Annotated in this window: 19 protein-coding genes and 1 pseudogene; 8 read left to right on the forward strand and 12 right to left on the reverse strand. The window is 35.2% G+C overall.

All coding sequences use genetic code 11. The features are described from left to right. Positions 1 to 2: 2 nt before the first annotated feature. The 5 genes and pseudogenes from UZ34_06970 to UZ34_06990 form a co-directional block, all read right to left on the reverse strand. Complete coding sequence (locus UZ34_06970) at positions 3 to 1,349, reverse strand: acetyl-CoA carboxylase (GenBank protein ID AKO65072.1); 1,347 nt, start codon at positions 1,347 to 1,349, stop codon at positions 3 to 5. A 3-nt stretch (positions 1,350 to 1,352) separates the two neighbouring features. Further along, positions 1,353 to 1,811 carry an acetyl-CoA carboxylase gene (locus UZ34_06975; protein AKO65073.1) on the reverse strand — a complete coding sequence of 153 codons (459 nt, stop codon included), beginning with the start codon at positions 1,809 to 1,811 and terminating at the stop codon, positions 1,353 to 1,355. Between the two features lie 12 nt (positions 1,812 to 1,823). Continuing rightward, positions 1,824 to 2,240, reverse strand: coding sequence for a 3-dehydroquinate dehydratase (locus UZ34_06980; GenBank protein AKO65074.1), 417 nt, complete (start codon positions 2,238 to 2,240; stop codon positions 1,824 to 1,826). A 153-nt stretch (positions 2,241 to 2,393) separates the two neighbouring features. After that, positions 2,394 to 2,732 (reverse strand): annotated as a pseudogene (locus UZ34_06985) (hypothetical protein). A 179-nt stretch (positions 2,733 to 2,911) separates the two neighbouring features. Next, positions 2,912 to 4,585 carry a hypothetical protein gene (locus tag UZ34_06990; protein ID AKO65075.1) on the reverse strand — a complete coding sequence of 558 codons (1,674 nt, stop codon included), beginning with the start codon at positions 4,583 to 4,585 and terminating at the stop codon, positions 2,912 to 2,914. Between the two features lie 64 nt (positions 4,586 to 4,649). Here UZ34_06990 and UZ34_06995 point away from each other — a divergent pair, with 64 nt between their 5' ends. Together UZ34_06995 and UZ34_07000 are read left to right on the forward strand one after the other, a co-directional pair. Then, positions 4,650 to 5,069: a hypothetical protein gene (locus UZ34_06995; GenBank protein ID AKO65076.1), complete on the forward strand. Its 420-nt coding sequence runs from the start codon at positions 4,650 to 4,652 to the stop codon at positions 5,067 to 5,069. Beyond that, the gene (locus tag UZ34_07000; protein AKO65077.1) at positions 5,069 to 6,058 is read left to right on the forward strand and encodes a CDP-6-deoxy-delta-3,4-glucoseen reductase; all 990 of its coding nucleotides are present in this window, start codon (positions 5,069 to 5,071) and stop codon (positions 6,056 to 6,058) included. The genes UZ34_06995 and UZ34_07000 overlap by 1 nt, the downstream gene beginning before the upstream one ends. Positions 6,059 to 6,060: 2 nt before the next feature. On the opposite strand, the gene UZ34_07005 is transcribed toward UZ34_07000, so the two are convergent. Both UZ34_07005 and UZ34_07010 read right to left on the reverse strand, forming a co-directional pair. Then, entirely contained in the window at positions 6,061 to 6,804 is a 744-nt protein-coding gene (locus tag UZ34_07005; protein ID AKO65078.1) for a hypothetical protein, read from the reverse strand. Beyond that, positions 6,797 to 7,720, reverse strand: a complete 924-nt coding sequence (locus UZ34_07010; protein AKO65079.1) for a porphobilinogen deaminase — start codon at positions 7,718 to 7,720, stop codon at positions 6,797 to 6,799. Before UZ34_07010 ends, UZ34_07005 begins: the two co-directional genes overlap by 8 nt. A 67-nt stretch (positions 7,721 to 7,787) precedes the next feature. On the opposite strand from UZ34_07010, the gene UZ34_07015 reads away from it, so the two are divergent. Next, a complete protein-coding gene (locus UZ34_07015) occupies positions 7,788 to 9,182 on the forward strand; it encodes an argininosuccinate lyase (GenBank protein AKO65080.1) in 1,395 nt (464 codons plus the stop codon). Here the strand turns inward: UZ34_07015 and UZ34_07020 are convergent. The 5 genes from UZ34_07020 to rph are packed head-to-tail and all read right to left on the reverse strand — an operon-like array spanning position 9,162 to position 12,238. Continuing rightward, on the reverse strand, positions 9,162 to 9,566 hold the full coding sequence (locus UZ34_07020) for a hypothetical protein (GenBank protein ID AKO65081.1): 405 nt from the start codon (positions 9,564 to 9,566) through the stop codon (positions 9,162 to 9,164). The two genes, UZ34_07015 and UZ34_07020, sit on opposite strands and share 21 nt — an antisense overlap. Before the next feature lie 16 nt (positions 9,567 to 9,582). Next, entirely contained in the window at positions 9,583 to 10,728 is a 1,146-nt protein-coding gene (locus UZ34_07025) for a coproporphyrinogen III oxidase (protein ID AKO65082.1), read from the reverse strand. Then, entirely contained in the window at positions 10,725 to 10,946 is a 222-nt protein-coding gene (locus tag UZ34_07030) for a hypothetical protein (GenBank protein AKO65083.1), read from the reverse strand. Before UZ34_07030 ends, UZ34_07025 begins: the two co-directional genes overlap by 4 nt. Beyond that, positions 10,933 to 11,532, reverse strand: coding sequence for a nucleoside-triphosphate diphosphatase (locus tag UZ34_07035; GenBank protein ID AKO65196.1), 600 nt, complete (start codon positions 11,530 to 11,532; stop codon positions 10,933 to 10,935). The genes UZ34_07030 and UZ34_07035 overlap by 14 nt, the downstream gene beginning before the upstream one ends. Position 11,533: 1 nt before the next feature. Then, positions 11,534 to 12,238, reverse strand: coding sequence for a ribonuclease PH (gene rph / locus UZ34_07040; protein ID AKO65084.1), 705 nt, complete (start codon positions 12,236 to 12,238; stop codon positions 11,534 to 11,536). A 104-nt stretch (positions 12,239 to 12,342) separates the two neighbouring features. Here rph and UZ34_07045 point away from each other — a divergent pair, with 104 nt between their 5' ends. From UZ34_07045 to UZ34_07065, 5 genes are read left to right on the forward strand one after another with little or no spacing between them, the layout of a single operon-like run. Beyond that, entirely contained in the window at positions 12,343 to 13,191 is an 849-nt protein-coding gene (locus UZ34_07045) for a hypothetical protein (protein AKO65197.1), read from the forward strand. Further along, positions 13,188 to 13,748, forward strand: a complete 561-nt coding sequence (locus UZ34_07050; GenBank protein AKO65085.1) for a guanylate kinase — start codon at positions 13,188 to 13,190, stop codon at positions 13,746 to 13,748. Before UZ34_07045 ends, UZ34_07050 begins: the two co-directional genes overlap by 4 nt. A 19-nt stretch (positions 13,749 to 13,767) precedes the next feature. Next, entirely contained in the window at positions 13,768 to 14,034 is a 267-nt protein-coding gene (locus UZ34_07055; GenBank protein ID AKO65086.1) for a DNA-directed RNA polymerase subunit omega, read from the forward strand. A gap of 60 nt (positions 14,035 to 14,094) precedes the next feature. Continuing rightward, positions 14,095 to 16,242, forward strand: coding sequence for a guanosine-3',5'-bis(diphosphate) 3'-pyrophosphohydrolase (locus tag UZ34_07060; GenBank protein ID AKO65198.1), 2,148 nt, complete (start codon positions 14,095 to 14,097; stop codon positions 16,240 to 16,242). Between the two features lie 12 nt (positions 16,243 to 16,254). Then, a complete protein-coding gene (locus tag UZ34_07065) occupies positions 16,255 to 16,635 on the forward strand; it encodes an endoribonuclease (protein ID AKO65087.1) in 381 nt (126 codons plus the stop codon). Positions 16,636 to 16,637: the final 2 nt, after the last annotated feature.

The following is a 16,637-nucleotide window of genomic DNA, read 5'->3' on the forward strand; positions in this document are numbered from 1 at the left end:
ACCTATTTTTTCATTCCTAATTTTTCTTCCAAATAATGAATGCTTGGCCCACCTTTAAGGAAAGCAAGGTCGATTAATAAATCACGATGTAAATCAATATTAATTTTAATTCCTTCGCAATAAATTTCTGAGAGAGCCATTTGCAGTTTTGCAGCAGCCTTTTCACGCGTATCCCCGTGTGCGATTAGCTTACCAATCATTGAATCATAATGCGACGGGACGCGATAACCACCATAAACATGAGTATCAACTCTGATTCCAGGACCACCGGGTACATGAAAACGATTGATGAGACCAGGTGATGGAATAAACGTAAATGGATCTTCAGCATTGATCCGACATTCTATTGCATGACCATTAATTGCAATATCTTTCTGGCGATAGCTTAACTTCTCACCAGCTGCAATTCTTATTTGTTCTTGAATTAAGTCAACCCCAGTAATCATTTCCGTCACAGGATGTTCAACCTGAATACGAGTATTCATTTCAATGAAGTAAAATTCACCATTTTCGTATAAAAATTCGAAAGTACCAGCACCACGATAACCAATCTTTCTACAGGCATCTGCACATCTGTCACCCATTTTTTTCCTTAATTTTTCTGGCAACCCTGGCGCAGGAGCTTCTTCAATAACTTTTTGATGCCTTCGCTGCATTGAGCAGTCTCTCTCAAAAAGGTGGATCGCATTTTTGTGATTATCTGCAAGTACCTGGTACTCAATGTGCCTTGGTTTTTCCAAATATTTTTCCATATACACCGCAGCATTACCAAAAAAGCTGTGAGCTTCATTTTTTGTCATGGAGACTGCATTTAGAAGCGATGCTTCGGAATGGACCACCCTCATTCCTCTTCCACCACCACCACCGGCTGCTTTTATAATCACAGGGTACCCAACCTTTTTTGCCGTTTTAATTATTTCATCAGGGTTGTCACTCAACTCACCATCTGAACCTGGCACAACTGGAATACCGGCTTTAATCATCGCCTCTTTAGCACTTACCTTGTCACCCATTAATCTGATAGTTTCTGATTTAGGGCCAATAAAAGTAAATCCACTTTTTTCAACTTGTTCAGCAAAATCAGCATTTTCAGAAAGAAAACCGTATCCGGGGTGAATGGCTTGAGCATCGGTTACTTCGGCAGCGCTAATAATGGCAGGGATATTTAAGTAACTCTGGTTTGATGGCGCTGGACCTATACAGACCGATTCGTCAGAAAGTTTGACATACTTTGCATCGACGTCAGCCTCTGAGTGAACAGTTACCACTTTAATACCCATCTGGCGACAGGCTCTTAGGATTCGGAGTGCTATCTCTCCGCGGTTAGCAATAAGAATTTTTTCAAACATAAATTACTCAATAATAAAAAGTGGTTCACCAAATTCAACCGGCTGAGCATTCTCAACTAAAATCTTCTTAATGGTTCCGTCTCGATCGGCCTCAATTTCATTGAGTAATTTCATTGCCTCAACAATACATAAGGTATCACCTTTTTTTACAGTGCTGCCTACTTCAACATATGGATCTGCCTCGGGTGAGGATGATCTGTAGAAAGTACCCACCATTGGAGACGTCAGAGCATTATCTGACTCTTGAACCACATCTTCTTTGACAACATTAGCTGTTGGGGTTGTGGTGTCACTTTGTATTGATGGTGCTGGTTGCTGAGGTATTGTATATTGCTGAGGCTGTTGAACTGCCTGACCTTGACGACTGATACGAACACTTTCCTCACCCTCAGTTAATTCTAATTCACTAATCCCAGATTCTTCCACCAGGTCGATTAGTTTTTTTAGTTTTCTTAAGTCCATGATTCTTACCTTTTATGAATTTTTAACAATGTGTTGAATTGCTGCCGAATAACCATCCTTACCTAAACCACATATCACTGCCTTGGCTTTATCTGAAAAATAAGATTTATGCCTAAACTCCTCCCGAGCATGAACATTTGATAAATGAATTTCGTAAAAAGGTATACCTACTCCTAATATAGCATCTCGAATAGCTACTGAAGTATGGGTAAATGCTGCAGGATTAATAACGATATAATCAACTTTTAGCGCATGAACAAAATTTACGATCTCTGATTCACTATTGCTTTGAAAAAAACTAAAAGTTATTTTTGGAAATAGAGTTTGAAGTTCATTATTAATATCTTCTAAACCTTGATTGCCATAAAGATCTGGCTCTCGCTGTCCAAGAAGATTTAGATTGGGTCCATTAATTAAAGCTATTTTCATATTAATCTCTACAGTAGAACTCCAGTTTGCCGAATTTAACGACATTTGTCTACTAAAATAAAGCGTCTAGTATAAAAAAAAGCAAATATCTTATAAATAGAAATTAAAAATTAAAATAATGATCTATTAACTACATATAATAACTTTTAAATGTTATTTGACGACATTTAATAGGTCTTTTTCAGTTATTTCACCATAAAATTTATGGAGGATTTGATAGTTTTTATCTACTACAACAGTGAATGGCAACACACCCTTGTCATTGCCAAAGTGACGACTCAATAGAAAACCATTTTTTTCATCTGTTAGATTCGAGTATGTAATTGGTATTTCCTTCATAAACGAAATGACTTCATCCATATCATCTATTGCAACGCCAATAAGACGGGTAATGTTGTCCTTATCTAAACTTGCATTGAAGCTATTGAGTTCCGGTATTTCTTTTTTACATGGCTCACACCAGCTAGCCCAAAAGTTAATGATTAATATTTCCTTAAATTCAATATCATTTAATGATACCTTTCCTCCATTTTCAATCAAAAAGGGAAGATCCATAGCTGATTTACTCTCTGTATCAGCAATCTGCCGTTCTCCGGATGAATTTATAAAAATATTAGTTCCAATGCCAACAATAAAGGCCAAAGAAATTAATGCGATGATTGGTAATTTTTTCATTTAATGTCCTTGATGTGTTTGAGAAAATTTTCAGCATTCATGAATCCAAAAATTTGTTTTTTTGTTAACTCTTCACTATCCGAGTTAAAAAATACAATGGCTGGAGGCCCGAAAATATTGAATCGGTTCATAATTTTTTTATCATTCTCATTAAAATCTGTCACATCGACTTTTACGAGGATGAAGTTATCTAGTTCAGCTCGAACATTTATATCTTGGAAAGTATATTTTTCAAATTCAAGGCAGGCGACACACCAGTCTGCATAAAAATCAATCAGTATGGGTTTGTTTGCTTCTTGAATTATTGAGTTCAATTCATTCTCAGTTGTGACCATGCTAAATTGAATTTTCTCTGTTTCATTCAGCTGATATTGTTTGAAAGAATCGATGGACAGAAATATAGAGGCAATAAAAGCTAGCATCAATAAAATAATTTGAATAAATTTTTTAAGCTTTAAAGCTATCAATGCGTAAATAAAAACGATTAGTCCTAATAAGATAAAGAGAAATTCAATCGTCAAACTTTTTAATAGCGGCTTGGCAACATAGATGGCAGAGCCAAGCAGAATAAAGCCAATTAATTTTTTAAAAAAGATGTTGACTTGTCTTGTCTTCGGAATAAATTTTATGGATGTCAATCCAATTACTAAGAGGGGCAAAGACATCCCTAATGCCAAAAAGAATAGAGAGGCCATCCCGATAAACGCATTCCCTGTTTGGCTAATATACAAGATAGCGCTTGCCAGTGGAGGTGCAACACAAGGACTCAATATTAACGAAGAGATCATACCCAATAAAACAATTCCTAAATAATTTTTTGTATTTAAGCTATTGGCAAAGTTATTAAGTTTCGTTTGGATGGAGGATGGGAGATTTAAATCGTACACATCAAACATGGCCAGAGAAAATAATATAAATAACAGAGCTGTGAACAACAAGACAAGCTCACCTTGGAGGTAAATCGATAAAACACTTCCTGTTTTTGCGGCTATGAGGCCAATAAGGCTGTAGGTGATACAGATACCAACAACATAGGCAATCGTAGCAAGCCCCCTGTTATTTTTCAGATTACTTAACATGGCCAGGAGAACTGGAATTAGTGGCAGTACACAGGGCGTTAATGACAATAGAATTCCACCAAAGAGGAAAAGTGCAAATGCTTTATAGATGCTAGCTTTAAAGGCTTCCTGGTAAATATCAGATCCTCCAATACTCGTTCTATCAAGATTTTTCGTGTCATTTGAAATTTGTTGAGGCGGATAACATAGTCCCTGGTCACTGCACCCCTGGAAGTGGATGACAAACGACTCATCATCAGCAAGAGGTTCCTTTAAATTAATTTGAAATACCAGTGGCTGGTCATAAATAATTTGTTTGCCAAAAAACTCATCTTCTTTCTCTTTACCTTCGGGAAAGTTAAATTGGAAATCAGTGTTGCTTGATGAAGAAAATTTAAATTTAGATTGGTAAAGATAGTGGCCAGGTTGAGTGTTAAATTGCACTGAGATAGAACTATTGGTTGGGGAAATAGAAATTTCGTATGGAAACGCCTCCTCAACCGTTAAAATTTTATCTGCATTTTTTGTTAATGACTTTAAATCATTAAAATCATCCGCATATAAATGCCAGGGTGCTAAAATAAAAATGAATAAGGTTAAGTATCTGGTCATTACTGAAATATGACTTGCAAAAGAAAAATGGTTCAGATCATTATCTCATAGGAAAGCTAACATCATGAAATTTATAGGTATTTGGTTGTTAATACTGGTCCCGTTTATCGAAATATGGGGCTATTTTAAACTTGGCTCATTGTATGGGTGGTGGTACTTTTTATACATGGTTGTTGTTGGTGTGCTTGGCTGGAGAATGATAAAAGAAGAAAAGTCCCAACTGCTCTTTAGAATGATGAATTCATTTCAGAGTGCTGGTTCGCCATTTCAGATGATCATGGGCACAGCAAAAAATATGATAGCTGGTGGACTATTTCTTTTCCCGGGTATCGTCACTGACTTTATAGCCATTATATTGCTGGTTATGCCATCGAAAAACCCAAACGAAAATTTATTTCAAGAAATGCAAAATCGTTTTAATCAAAAAAAACAAAAAAATGATTCGGTGATTGAGGGTGAATTTAAAAAAGAGGATGATGACTAATGTATGTTGGAAAAGTTGATGGTGTTGAATTTGAAATAAAGCCAAGTCAAACTATCCTTGAGGCGGCAATATCTTCTGGAATATCGTTACCTTATGGATGTCGAAGTGGGTCATGTGGATCATGCAAGGCAACAATTATCGAAGGCGAGGTGTTTCATGAAGACATCATGCCAGGAGTACTCACTGACCAAGATAAGAGTGAGCAGAACTTTTTATTATGTAAAACTTATGCGACGAGTGATGTCACAATATCAAGCCTAGTTGAAAAAAAACCTGATGAATTTCCAAAAAAAATAACTCCTGTCAGGGTCGAAAAATTAAACTTGCTAAATCATGATGTTATGCAGATTCTATTAAAGCTGCCTGCAGGTGAAAATTTACAATTCAAAGCAGGACAATACTTAGAATTTATTTTAAAAGATGGAGCACGAAGAGCCTTTTCAATGGCCAATGCACCGAGCGATGATTTGATTGAGTTGCATGTTCGTTTAATTGAAGGGGGTACATTTACCAACTATGTCTTTAATGAGATGAAAGAAAAAAGTATCCATCGCATTGAGGCGCCCATAGGAAACTTTTACCTCAGAGAATCAGATCGTCCAATGATTTTTGTTGCCGGTGGAACTGGTTTTGCCCCAATAAAATCAATCATTAATGATTTCCATCGAGCTGGGGAGGAAAGAAAAATATATCTATACCGAGGCTTCAAGACTCATAAAGATTTATATCAAGATGAGGTCGTTGAGAATTGGAAAAAAAATATTAATAATTTTGAGGCCATTAATATATATTCTGAAGAAGTCGTAAATGGACAAGAAAAAAGTTTAGTACATAAAAAAGTAATCAAAGATCTAGGCCAATTAGATTCATTTGACGTATATTGTTGTGGTGCACCTGGAATGATAGAGGTGGCATACAAAGAATTTGTCGAAGCCGGTTTAAATCCAAATAGCTTCTTCTCAGATGCATTTACCTTTGCGCCGAAATAATCCTAATTAATGCATAAAGATTGTAATTTTTCAGGATCCAAAGTGGGCGTGATTTTTATATCACACTCAAATACTGATAACTCTTTTGCTATATTTTCATGATTCACTATGAAGTGGATATGATCAAAGTGAATTTGATCTGGATTTTCAAATAACCCAAGCTGATCAATAAAATGTTGTGCTATTTGTGAGCTTGTAATCAAGATATACAAAGTTTCCTTTTGTGAACAATTTGCAATTATATTGAAATCTATCAATTTAAAGATTCTCTGATAACACTCTAGGTAGGCTATATTGGCTTGTTTTTTTTCTAACTCATTTTTTAATAGTTCTTTACCGCCAACGCCTCTCACAATCAATATTGACTCATCTGTTACATTTTGTATTTCTGGTAACTCAAGGAGTGTTTTTGAGTCAAATTGGTCAATTGGGGAAAAAATATTCTTATTTAAAAAAGATAATTCTTTTTTTGTGGTTGGACCAATTGCAAATACTTGTACATTATCAGAAAATTTTATTGAGTGATGTTCTGAAATTATTTTGAAGCATTGTGCCGCATTTGAACTGATAAAAATTATTTTTTTGAATAAGTGCATGTCATCAATAATTTTTTTAATTTCAGGTGTTGAAAATATAGGCTCAATTTCAATAAAAGGATAATCAATGACGTTCAGAGAACTGCCCTTAAAAAAATTTATGATGGATTGATTTTGTAAGCTAGAACGAGTTGCAATTAGATTAGCCATGCCCAAGTCCAAGAATATTTTTGGCACCCTGAACAATCAGTGACTGAGCTACATTATTGGCAAGTGAAAGATGCTCTGAGCATGGTCCAGTATCAGTAGCACGAATCATTTTAATTCCATCCGGCGAGGATACAAAGGCTTGAATGGTGAGTAAATTATTTTTTATGGATGCGTGGGCTCCCATTGGCACTGTGCAGCTTCCTGCGAGGGTTTTACTGATCTTCCTTTCAGCCTCGACTTGAGTCTGTGTTTGTTCGTCATTTAAAAAATCTAAAAATTCTTTTATCTCAGACTTATTTTTAAGGATTTCAATGCCAAGCGCTCCTTGACCTACTGATGGGATGTATTGTTTCACATCAAGTGTGCTTTTAATTCTATTTTCTAGGTTAAGCCTGATCAGACCTGCAGAGGCAAGGATAATGGCGTCATATATTCCAGAATCTAGTTTTTTCAGTCTAGTTTGTAAATTTCCACGAAGACTTTCAATAATCAAATCAGGCCTTGTATGTTTAATCAGGCTCTGGCGCCTTAAGCTTGAGGTCCCTACAACAGCATCTTGTGGAAGGTCATCTAGTGAAGCATATTTATTACTGATAAAAGCGTCGCTGGGATTTTCTCTTTGAGAGATTGCACATATTTCAAATGGTTCTGGCAGGTCCATCGGAACATCTTTCATCGAATGAACTGCTAAATCTGCATCATTATTTAATAAGGCATGTTCCAGCTCTTTGATGAATAAACCCTTGCCGCCAATCTCAGCAAGAGGTTGGTCCAAAATAATATCGCCTTGAGTTTTAAAACTTAGCACGCTGACTTCTGTGTCGGGATATTTTTCTCTAATTCGATCAGCAATATAGTTGGCTTGCCACATTGCCAATTGGCTTTCACGAGATGCGATACGGATCATTTTTTTCATGCTGAAATTCTAGCATAGGGCTTGCTTATTAGTGATGTATAAAAGGCTTTGATATATACTTACGACTATGAAAGAACAAAATAAAAAATGGTCTGGCAGGTTTGATGAACCGGTGGATAAATTAGTACAGATTTTTACGGCATCTGTTGATTTCGACCAAAGATTGGCGCTCTATGATATTCAGGGTTCATTAGCTCATGCAGAAATGTTAAAAAAACAAAAAATTATCTCTGCAACTGATTTTAAAAAAATTGATCAGGGGCTAAAAAAAATTAGTGAGCAAATAATGCTGGGAAAATTTAAATGGAGTGTGTCTGATGAAGATGTTCATTTAAATATTGAAAAAAAATTAACGCAATTAATTGGTGATGCCGGGAAAAAGCTCCACACGGGTAGATCTAGAAATGATCAAATTGCGACAGACTTGAGACTCTTTTTAAGAGACATCACAGATGAAGTTATTTTAAAGATAACAAAATTACAAAAAAATATTGTCAGTTTGGCTAAAAAAAATATTAATTCTTACATGCCTGGCCTAACTCACTTACAAATTGCTCAGCCAATTAGTTTTGCCCATCATATGATGGCTTATTATGAGATGTTGGACAGAGATAAGAATAGATTTTTTGATGGAAGAAAAAGAATAAATCAGTTGCCTTTGGGTTCAGCTGCTTTGGCAGGAACCACTTATCCAATTGATAGAAAATTTGTCGCTAAAAAATTGAAATTTGAAGGTATTTCGATGAATTCGTTGGATGCCGTTTCTGACAGAGACTTTGCAATTGAATTTTGTTTTAATGCTGTAATGATGATGACCCACTTATCTAGACTCTCTGAAGAATTAATTATGTGGATGAGCCCATTCTTTAATTTTATCGATATTGCAGATAAGTTTTGTACTGGATCCAGCATCATGCCGCAAAAAAAGAATCCTGACGTACCAGAGCTTATTAGAGGAAAGGTTGCGAGAGTGAATGGAAATCTTCTGAGTTTATTGACACTAATGAAGTCTCAACCTTTAGCCTACAATAAAGATAATCAAGAAGATAAGGAGCCTGTCTTTGATTCGGTGGATACTGTAATTGGTAGTCTCGAAATATATGCTGATTTAGTTAGGCACATTACAGTGAATAAAAAGCAAATGTTACATTATGCTGAAGAAGGTTTTTCAACAGCAACCGATCTTGCAGACTACTTAGTTAAAAAAGGAGTGCCATTCAGGACCTCACACGAAAGCGTTGCAAATTTAGTGAATCATGCGGTGAAAAATGATTTGTCACTTCACGAAATTGAATTAGCTGATCTGAAAAAATTTAGCAGCGTGATTCAAAAGGATGTTTATGATTTTTTAACTGTTGAAGGGTCAGTTGCAGCGAGGTCACACATTGGTGGAACCAGTCCAAAACAAGTTACCAAAGCTATTAGCTTGGCAGAAATTCAGTTAAAGAAAAAGTTGAGATAAGTCGTATCCAGCTCCCTTGGCCTGCTCCACAATTTCATTACCCGACATCTTATCTCGATTCGCTAGAGCCCATAGTGTGCATGAACGGGTGCCTGTTCGACAATAGGCAAAAATAGGGCCATTCTCTTTTTCTAAAAATATTTCGTTAAATTCGTCGACTGCCTGTTGAGTGAACTGACCAGGAAAAATAGGAATAAAAGAATAGTTTAGACCAACAGATTCAGCGGCGCTTTTGATAATCTCTTGAGGAGTTTGGTCGGCTGATTCATTGTCAGGCCGATTACAAATAATAGTATTGAATCCCGCATCCTTAATGATCTTTAAATCATCAACATTAATTTGTTCAGAGACGCTTATTTCCTCATTAATCTTATTTATTTTCATAATAATATTCCTTATCTTAGACTAAATTATGCAGTATTTCATTTAAAAACAACACACCCTTTGCAGTCGGTTTGAGTATCTCATGATCTTCATATAATAAATCTTGTTGAAATGATGGATGGAGTTTTGATTTGATGTCATCAAGTGATAAGCCTGTTCTTTCAGAATATGTTTCTTTAGTAAAGCCATGTGTCAGGCGAAGTGCATTCATTAAAAACTCAAAGGGCAGTTCATGTTGAGGAATTAAAGTTTTATTAGAGAAGAAGTTCTGTTTGTCCACCTCTGTAATGTATTGTTTTGGATTTTTAGTATTATCCATTCTAAAAATTTCATTCTCATGCGTAAGTTTTGAATGTGCGCCTGCTCCTATTCCTAAGTAGTCGCCAAATGTCCAATAATTTAAATTGTGTCTGCATTGATGATCGGGTTGAGCAAAAGCTGAGGTCTCATAGTGATCAAAATGTGAATTTTTTAATTCTGTTAACACAAGGCTTAACATTTCATAAGCATCATCATCCGAAGGAATTTCTGGTTTGGATTTAAAGAACCTGGTTTGAGGTTCAATCGTGAGATGATAAAAACTAAGATGACTTGGATCAAATGATAAGGCAGTATTAATATCTTCTTTTAATTCAGCTAGGCTTTGATTGGGTAAGCCAAACATCAAATCAAGATTAAAATTCTTAAAATATTTTTTTACGACTTCAATGGCTTGTTTTGCTTCCGAGGATGAGTGAATTCTTTCTAGGGACTGAAGGTGGTTGTCATTAAAGCTTTGTATACCGAGGGATACTCGATTGATACCTAAATCGGCATAGGATTGAAAATATTTAATGTCAATTGTTCCCGGATTTGCCTCGAGTGTAATTTCAGTTTCTGATAAGTTAAAGTTTTTGTGGATGGCATTAATAAATTTTTCATATAGTTTGGGTGAAATAAGACTGGGGGTGCCTCCACCAAAAAAAATAGATGTAATGATTCGTTCTTTGATTAGATCTTGGTAAAAATTAAATTCTTCAATCAGGGTATCAACATATTCTTCCTCTAATGATCTCACCTTTTCTTGAGATGCCTCATGCGAATTAAAATCACAATAGGGACATTTATGAATACACCATGGAAGATGCACATATACACCAACAGACTGTGGTGTGGTTATCATTTTTTATTTTTGTAAGGATTATTGAGTTGATTAACTATATCGTGGAAAACATCTCTTATTTGTTGGTCAGATACCTCCATAATCACGCCATCTTCGAAAGCATCCTGCATGAGCTGGTTAATCTCATCAAGATTCTCTTTCATGACTTTAATTTTTTCAGTACAGGAAACGGTTGTTCCATCATCACGCTTCCACACAGGCCATTTATTTTTGCTCATATTTTATTGTAAGTTTCAGTTTTAATTGTTGCAAGGCTTGGCCTCGGTGACTGAGTTTATTTTTTAATTGAGGATCTAGTTCTGCTGCGGTATTTTCTGTCATAAAATCTTCAAAAATTGGGTCGTATCCAAAACCATTAGACCCTCTTGGCTGTTCAACAATTTTTCCTTTCCAAATTCCTTCACAGATGATGGGCTGAGGGTCATCTGGCGTTGTTACAAAAACAATGGAGCAATAATAGTGTGCATTTCTGTTTTTTACTCCCTTTAAATCATGAAGAAGTTTTAATAAATTTTCATCATCTGTGGCGTTTTCGTGTGCAAATCTTGCAGATCTAACACCAGGGTTAAAATCAAGATGATCAACACAAATGCCAGAGTCATCAGCAATCGCAGGTAAATTAGTTTTTTTAGATGCATATCTCGCTTTGGCTAGAGCATTTTCAACGAAAGTCTGATACGGTTCATCTGCTTCACCGATATTAAAAAAAGATTGGGGCATGATTTCCAAATTAATATCCGCGAGCAAATGCTGCATCTCATTTATTTTTTTTTGATTATTTGAGGCAAGGACAACTTTTGTCATATTATTTGTGTGTAATTTGAAAAATAGATTGAATCGCATCAGAGCTCAAAGTTAAAATTTCATTCAACTCATCTTGGCTGAATGGATTTCCTTCAGCTGTCCCCTGAATTTCTATGAACTGTTTATCCTCTGTCATTACAATGTTCATATCCGTCTCACAGTTACTGTCCTCATCATAATCTAAGTCAACGAGCACCTTTGATTCCACAATTCCTGCTGAGATGGCTGCAATTTTTTTTATGATAGGTGACTCTGATATTAACTTAGCTTTTAACATGTATTCAACTGCATCTTCAATTGCACATGCAGCTCCAGTGATAGATGCGGTTCGGGTACCTCCATCAGCTTGGAGAACATCACAATCAACTTGTAATGTATTTTCCCCAATCTTAGTTAAATCAATCATGGCCCTTAAACTTCTTCCGATGAGCCTCTGTATTTCTTGAGTTCGTCCAGATTGTTTTCCTCTGGCCGCCTCTCTTTGCATGCGTGATGAGGTTGATCGAGGTAACATGCCATACTCAGCTGTTAGCCAACCCTGGCCTTGACCTTTAAGGAAAGAAGGCACCCCTTCAATGACACTGACGTTACACAAAACATGAGTTTGTCCACATTTGATCAATACTGAGCCTTCTGCATGACATGTATAATTCCTAGTGATTTCGATTGGGCGATGCTGACTATTAGTTCGGTTGTTTGATCTCATAAGTTACCTAAATTAATTTATTATGTTTTAAGATTATAAAGATAAAATGAGGAAAAAATTTTCATTAATTTGTCAAAGTAGAGAAAATTCATATGATTAATAGCATGACCGGATACGCTAATGGCTCCTTTAAACTTGATTCAAGTGTAAGTTTGTCTGTTGAAATACGTGCATTGAATAATAGATATTTGGATTTGAATATTCGCCTAGATGATGACCTTAAATATTTAGAAGCAAAAATTAAATCCTTGCTCAGTGACACAATTAAACGAGGTAAGGTCGAATGTCGCATTTCTAAGTCTTTAAATCAACAAAGTAAATCAAGTTATTCTGATGATCAAATCAAAGATGCCTTAAAGATTATGAAAAGAGTGGCACACTTAACAAAACAGGAGTTTTCAGCTACGCCACATGAAATCATCAACTTTATCAATTCGAATCAAAAACCAAAAAATATTAACATTAATGAAAAAGCTCTACTTACAGCTTTAAGTAATGTTTTAAAAAATTTTAATAAAGATCGGGCCAGAGAAGGCAAAAATTTATCCAGCATTTTGAAGCAAAATGTAAATGCTATTATTGCACATGTTAAAAATGTCAGAAAATTTTATAAAGATGATGCAAAAGAGCATCAACAAAAATTAATAAAAAAATTAAGTGATATTAATAGCGAGATTGACCAACAACGACTTCAACAAGAAGTAGTTTATTTTTTACAAAAATCAGATATTGAAGAAGAGTTAAGCAGAATCTTGTCTCACAATAAAGAAATTGTTGATTTACTTAAGAGTAAAGATCCTGTTGGGAAAAAACTTGATTTCATGATGCAAGAGTTAAATCGTGAAGCAAACACATTAGGATCCAAATCAATATCAACAAGAATTTCATCACTTGCAGTAGACATTAAAGTTTTAATTGAGCAGATGCGAGAACAAATACAGAATATAGAATGACAAACTTAAATAAAAATAAATTATTTATCATCAGCGCCGCCTCTGGTGCTGGTAAAACGACAATTGTCAAAGAATTATTAAAAAAGTGTCCTAATTTAAAAGTTTCTGTCTCCCATACAACTAGAAAACCAAGGCCATCCGAAGTGAATGGCAAGGATTATTTTTTTACTGAAATAACAGAGTTTGAAAAGATGATTGAAGAGGGGTTATTTCTTGAATACGCTCATTGCCATGGAAATTTTTACGGAACCTCAAAAAAATCTGTTCATTCATTACTAGAAAATGGTAATGATGTAATTTTAGAGATTGACTGGCAGGGTGCGCAAAGTATTAAAAAGATGTTTCCAGAAGCTGTCAGCATTTTTATTATGCCGCCAAGTTTAGAAATTTTAAAAGAGCGATTAATTGAAAGAAATCAGGATTCATTAGAGGTGATAGAAACACGAATGCAATCTGCAGAGGAGGAAATCTCTCATGCCAATGAATTTGACTATGTTACAATTAATGAAGAATTAACACATACCGTAAGTGAACTAATGAAATTATTTACAGCATAATTTATATAGAAGGATAAGTATGGCAAGAATTACCGTTGATGATTGTTTAAAAAAAATACCAAATCGATTTCAATTAACACTAATTGCATCTATCAGAGCTCGTCAATTGGCTAATGGTGCTGAATCAATGATTGACAATGTGAATGAAGATAAACCTTCGGTTTTAGCATTAAGAGAGATTGCTGCAGGAGCCATTGGATTAGAATTGTTGACAGGAAATCAACCATCTTCTAAAGATGAGAGCCAAGTCACAGACGAACCTGAGGAGCAGTCAGCCCCACTCTAAACCTACTGGAGAATAATTTTGGCTGACCCAAATTTTTTAACTAAAGATACTGGCGATGCAATCATTATTCCAGCAGACCATCCTGAATCAAAACTATCACAGGCAATTACTTATTTAAAAAAAAGTGAAATTCAAGATGTATACAGAGCATATCATTATGCTTTTGAGTGCCATATAGATCAAAAAAGAAGAAGCGGCGAGCCTTATATTACGCACCCAGTTTCAGTGGCATGTATTGCAGCAAATCTTCATCTCGATGGGCCTTCAATTATAGCTGCACTTTTGCACGATGTTGTTGAAGACACTCAGGCTACTTTAAAAGAGGTTGAATCAAAATTCGGCAAACAAGTTGCAAAGATTGTTGATGGATTATCCAAGTTAGATAAATTAAATTTTAATGATGTTGTTGAGGCTCAAGCTGAAAATTTCAGAAAAATGCTTTTAGCGATGTCATCAGATATCAGAGTCATGATTATCAAGTTATGTGATCGCACACATAATATGCAAACTCTGGGACATCTTAATGAGCAAAAAAGAAAACGTATTGCACAAGAAACGGTTGATATCTATGCACCAATTGCAAATCGACTGGGCCTTAACAGAATTTATCAAGAGTTAGAAAATCTATGTTTTAAACATATTCATCCTCTTCGACACCAAACAATTACTAAAGCAATAGCTTCTGCTCGTGGAAATCGTAAAGAAGTTGTGGAAAAAATTCTCATAGAAGTTGAGGCAAAATTAAAAAAAGAAAAAATTAAAGCGGAAATTCTAGGACGAGAAAAACAGCCTGCTAGTATTCATAAAAAAATGGCAGAAAAGAATCTGGGATTTTCAGAAATTTCAGATATTTATGCATTTAGGATAATTGTTGAAGATATTAAGGATTGTTATCATGCATTGGGTGTCCTTCACTCTTTATATAAACCGATCCCAGGAAGATTCAAAGATTACATTGCGATTCCAAAAGCAAACGGATACCAATCATTACATACTACCCTTTTTGGCCCATTCGGAATGCCATTGGAGATTCAAATAAGAACTTTATTAATGAATAATTTGGCAGAAGCCGGAGTGGCTGCACATTGGATGTACAAAACTAAAGAAAATCAAGTTACACGCCTTCAACAGGATACCAATCAATGGTTAAAAAGATTATTGGAAATCCAGTCTGATAGTGCAGACTCACTTGAATTCTTAGAACATTTAAAAGTAGATCTTTTTCCTGATGAAGTCTATGTATTTTCTCCCAAAGGAAAAATATTTGTGTTACCGAAAGGATCAACCGCAGTGGACTATGCCTATGCTGTTCATACTGATGTTGGTAATAGCTGCTTCGTTTGTAAAATAAATAATGAGTTGGTTCCCTTGAGAACTGAGGTTAAAACGGGTGATCATATTGAAATCATTACAGGCCCTATGGCCAAACCTAACCCATCTTGGCTAAATTTTGTAATTACAGGAAAAGCAAGATCACAAATTAGAGCTTTTATGAAAAAAGCTGAATCTAGTGATCTTGTGATACTTGGCTACAGTATTCTTAATAAGGCATTGAAAGCCTTTCACATTGAACCAGACAGTATCAAAAAGAAACATTGGGATAAATTACTGCATGACTATCATTTGAAGAATAAAGACGAAATTTTAATAGATATTGCTTTAGGAAAAAGAGTCAATATTATGGTAGCTCATCAATTATCTACAATTGTCAGTGGTCAATCTAGTGTTGGACGTCAAGAAAAGTTTTTAGATGTAATTTCTATTAAAGGGTCTGAAGGTATGGCCATAGATTTAGCTGATTGTTGCCATCCAATTCCTGGAGACCCAATTTTAGGTTACATTGATAAAGACCGCGGTTTGATTATTCATACTCATGAATGTAATGAAATTAAAAAAATTAAAGTTGATCCAGAAAAATGGGTTGATGTTGAATGGGAGCCAAATCCAGATCGATTGTTTAAAGTTAAATTAGATATTTTAGTCAGTAATGAACGAGGCGTTTTAGCAAAGATTGCTTCTGTTATTGCTGAAATGGAATCTAATATTGACAAGCTGACAACTGAAGAGAGTGATGGTGGAGGTTTTACCTCAATTCATTTCTTAATTGAAGTGAAGAGTCGAATTCATTTAGCGGATATTATTAGAAACTTAAGAAAAATTGAACAAGTAAGTAGAATTACAAGATTTAAATTAGGAACTATTAAATAAAGAAAGATAAAAATGACAAAAGAAATTATTTCAACTGAAAATGCACCAAAGGCGATTGGAACTTATTCGCAGGCTATCAAAAAAAACAACATTGTTTTTCTATCTGGGCAAATTGGCTTAGATCCCAAGACGATGGAATTGGTCGATGGAATTGAAAATCAAATTAATCAGGTATTTAAGAATTTATTATCAGTGATAGAGGTAGCAGGTGGAAAAAAGTCAGATATCGTTAAATTAAATATTTTTCTCACCGATCTTAGTCATTTTGTTATGGTCAATGAAATCATGGAACAATATTTTGATTCACCCTATCCAGCAAGGGCTGCAGTTGGAGTTGCTCAATTACCTAAAGGGGCACTTATTGAAGCAGATGGATTTTTAGTGCTTGATTAATT

It is taken from the genome of Methylophilales bacterium MBRSF5 (assembly GCA_001044335.1).
In the GTDB taxonomy this organism is placed as follows: domain Bacteria; phylum Pseudomonadota; class Gammaproteobacteria; order Burkholderiales; family Methylophilaceae; genus BACL14.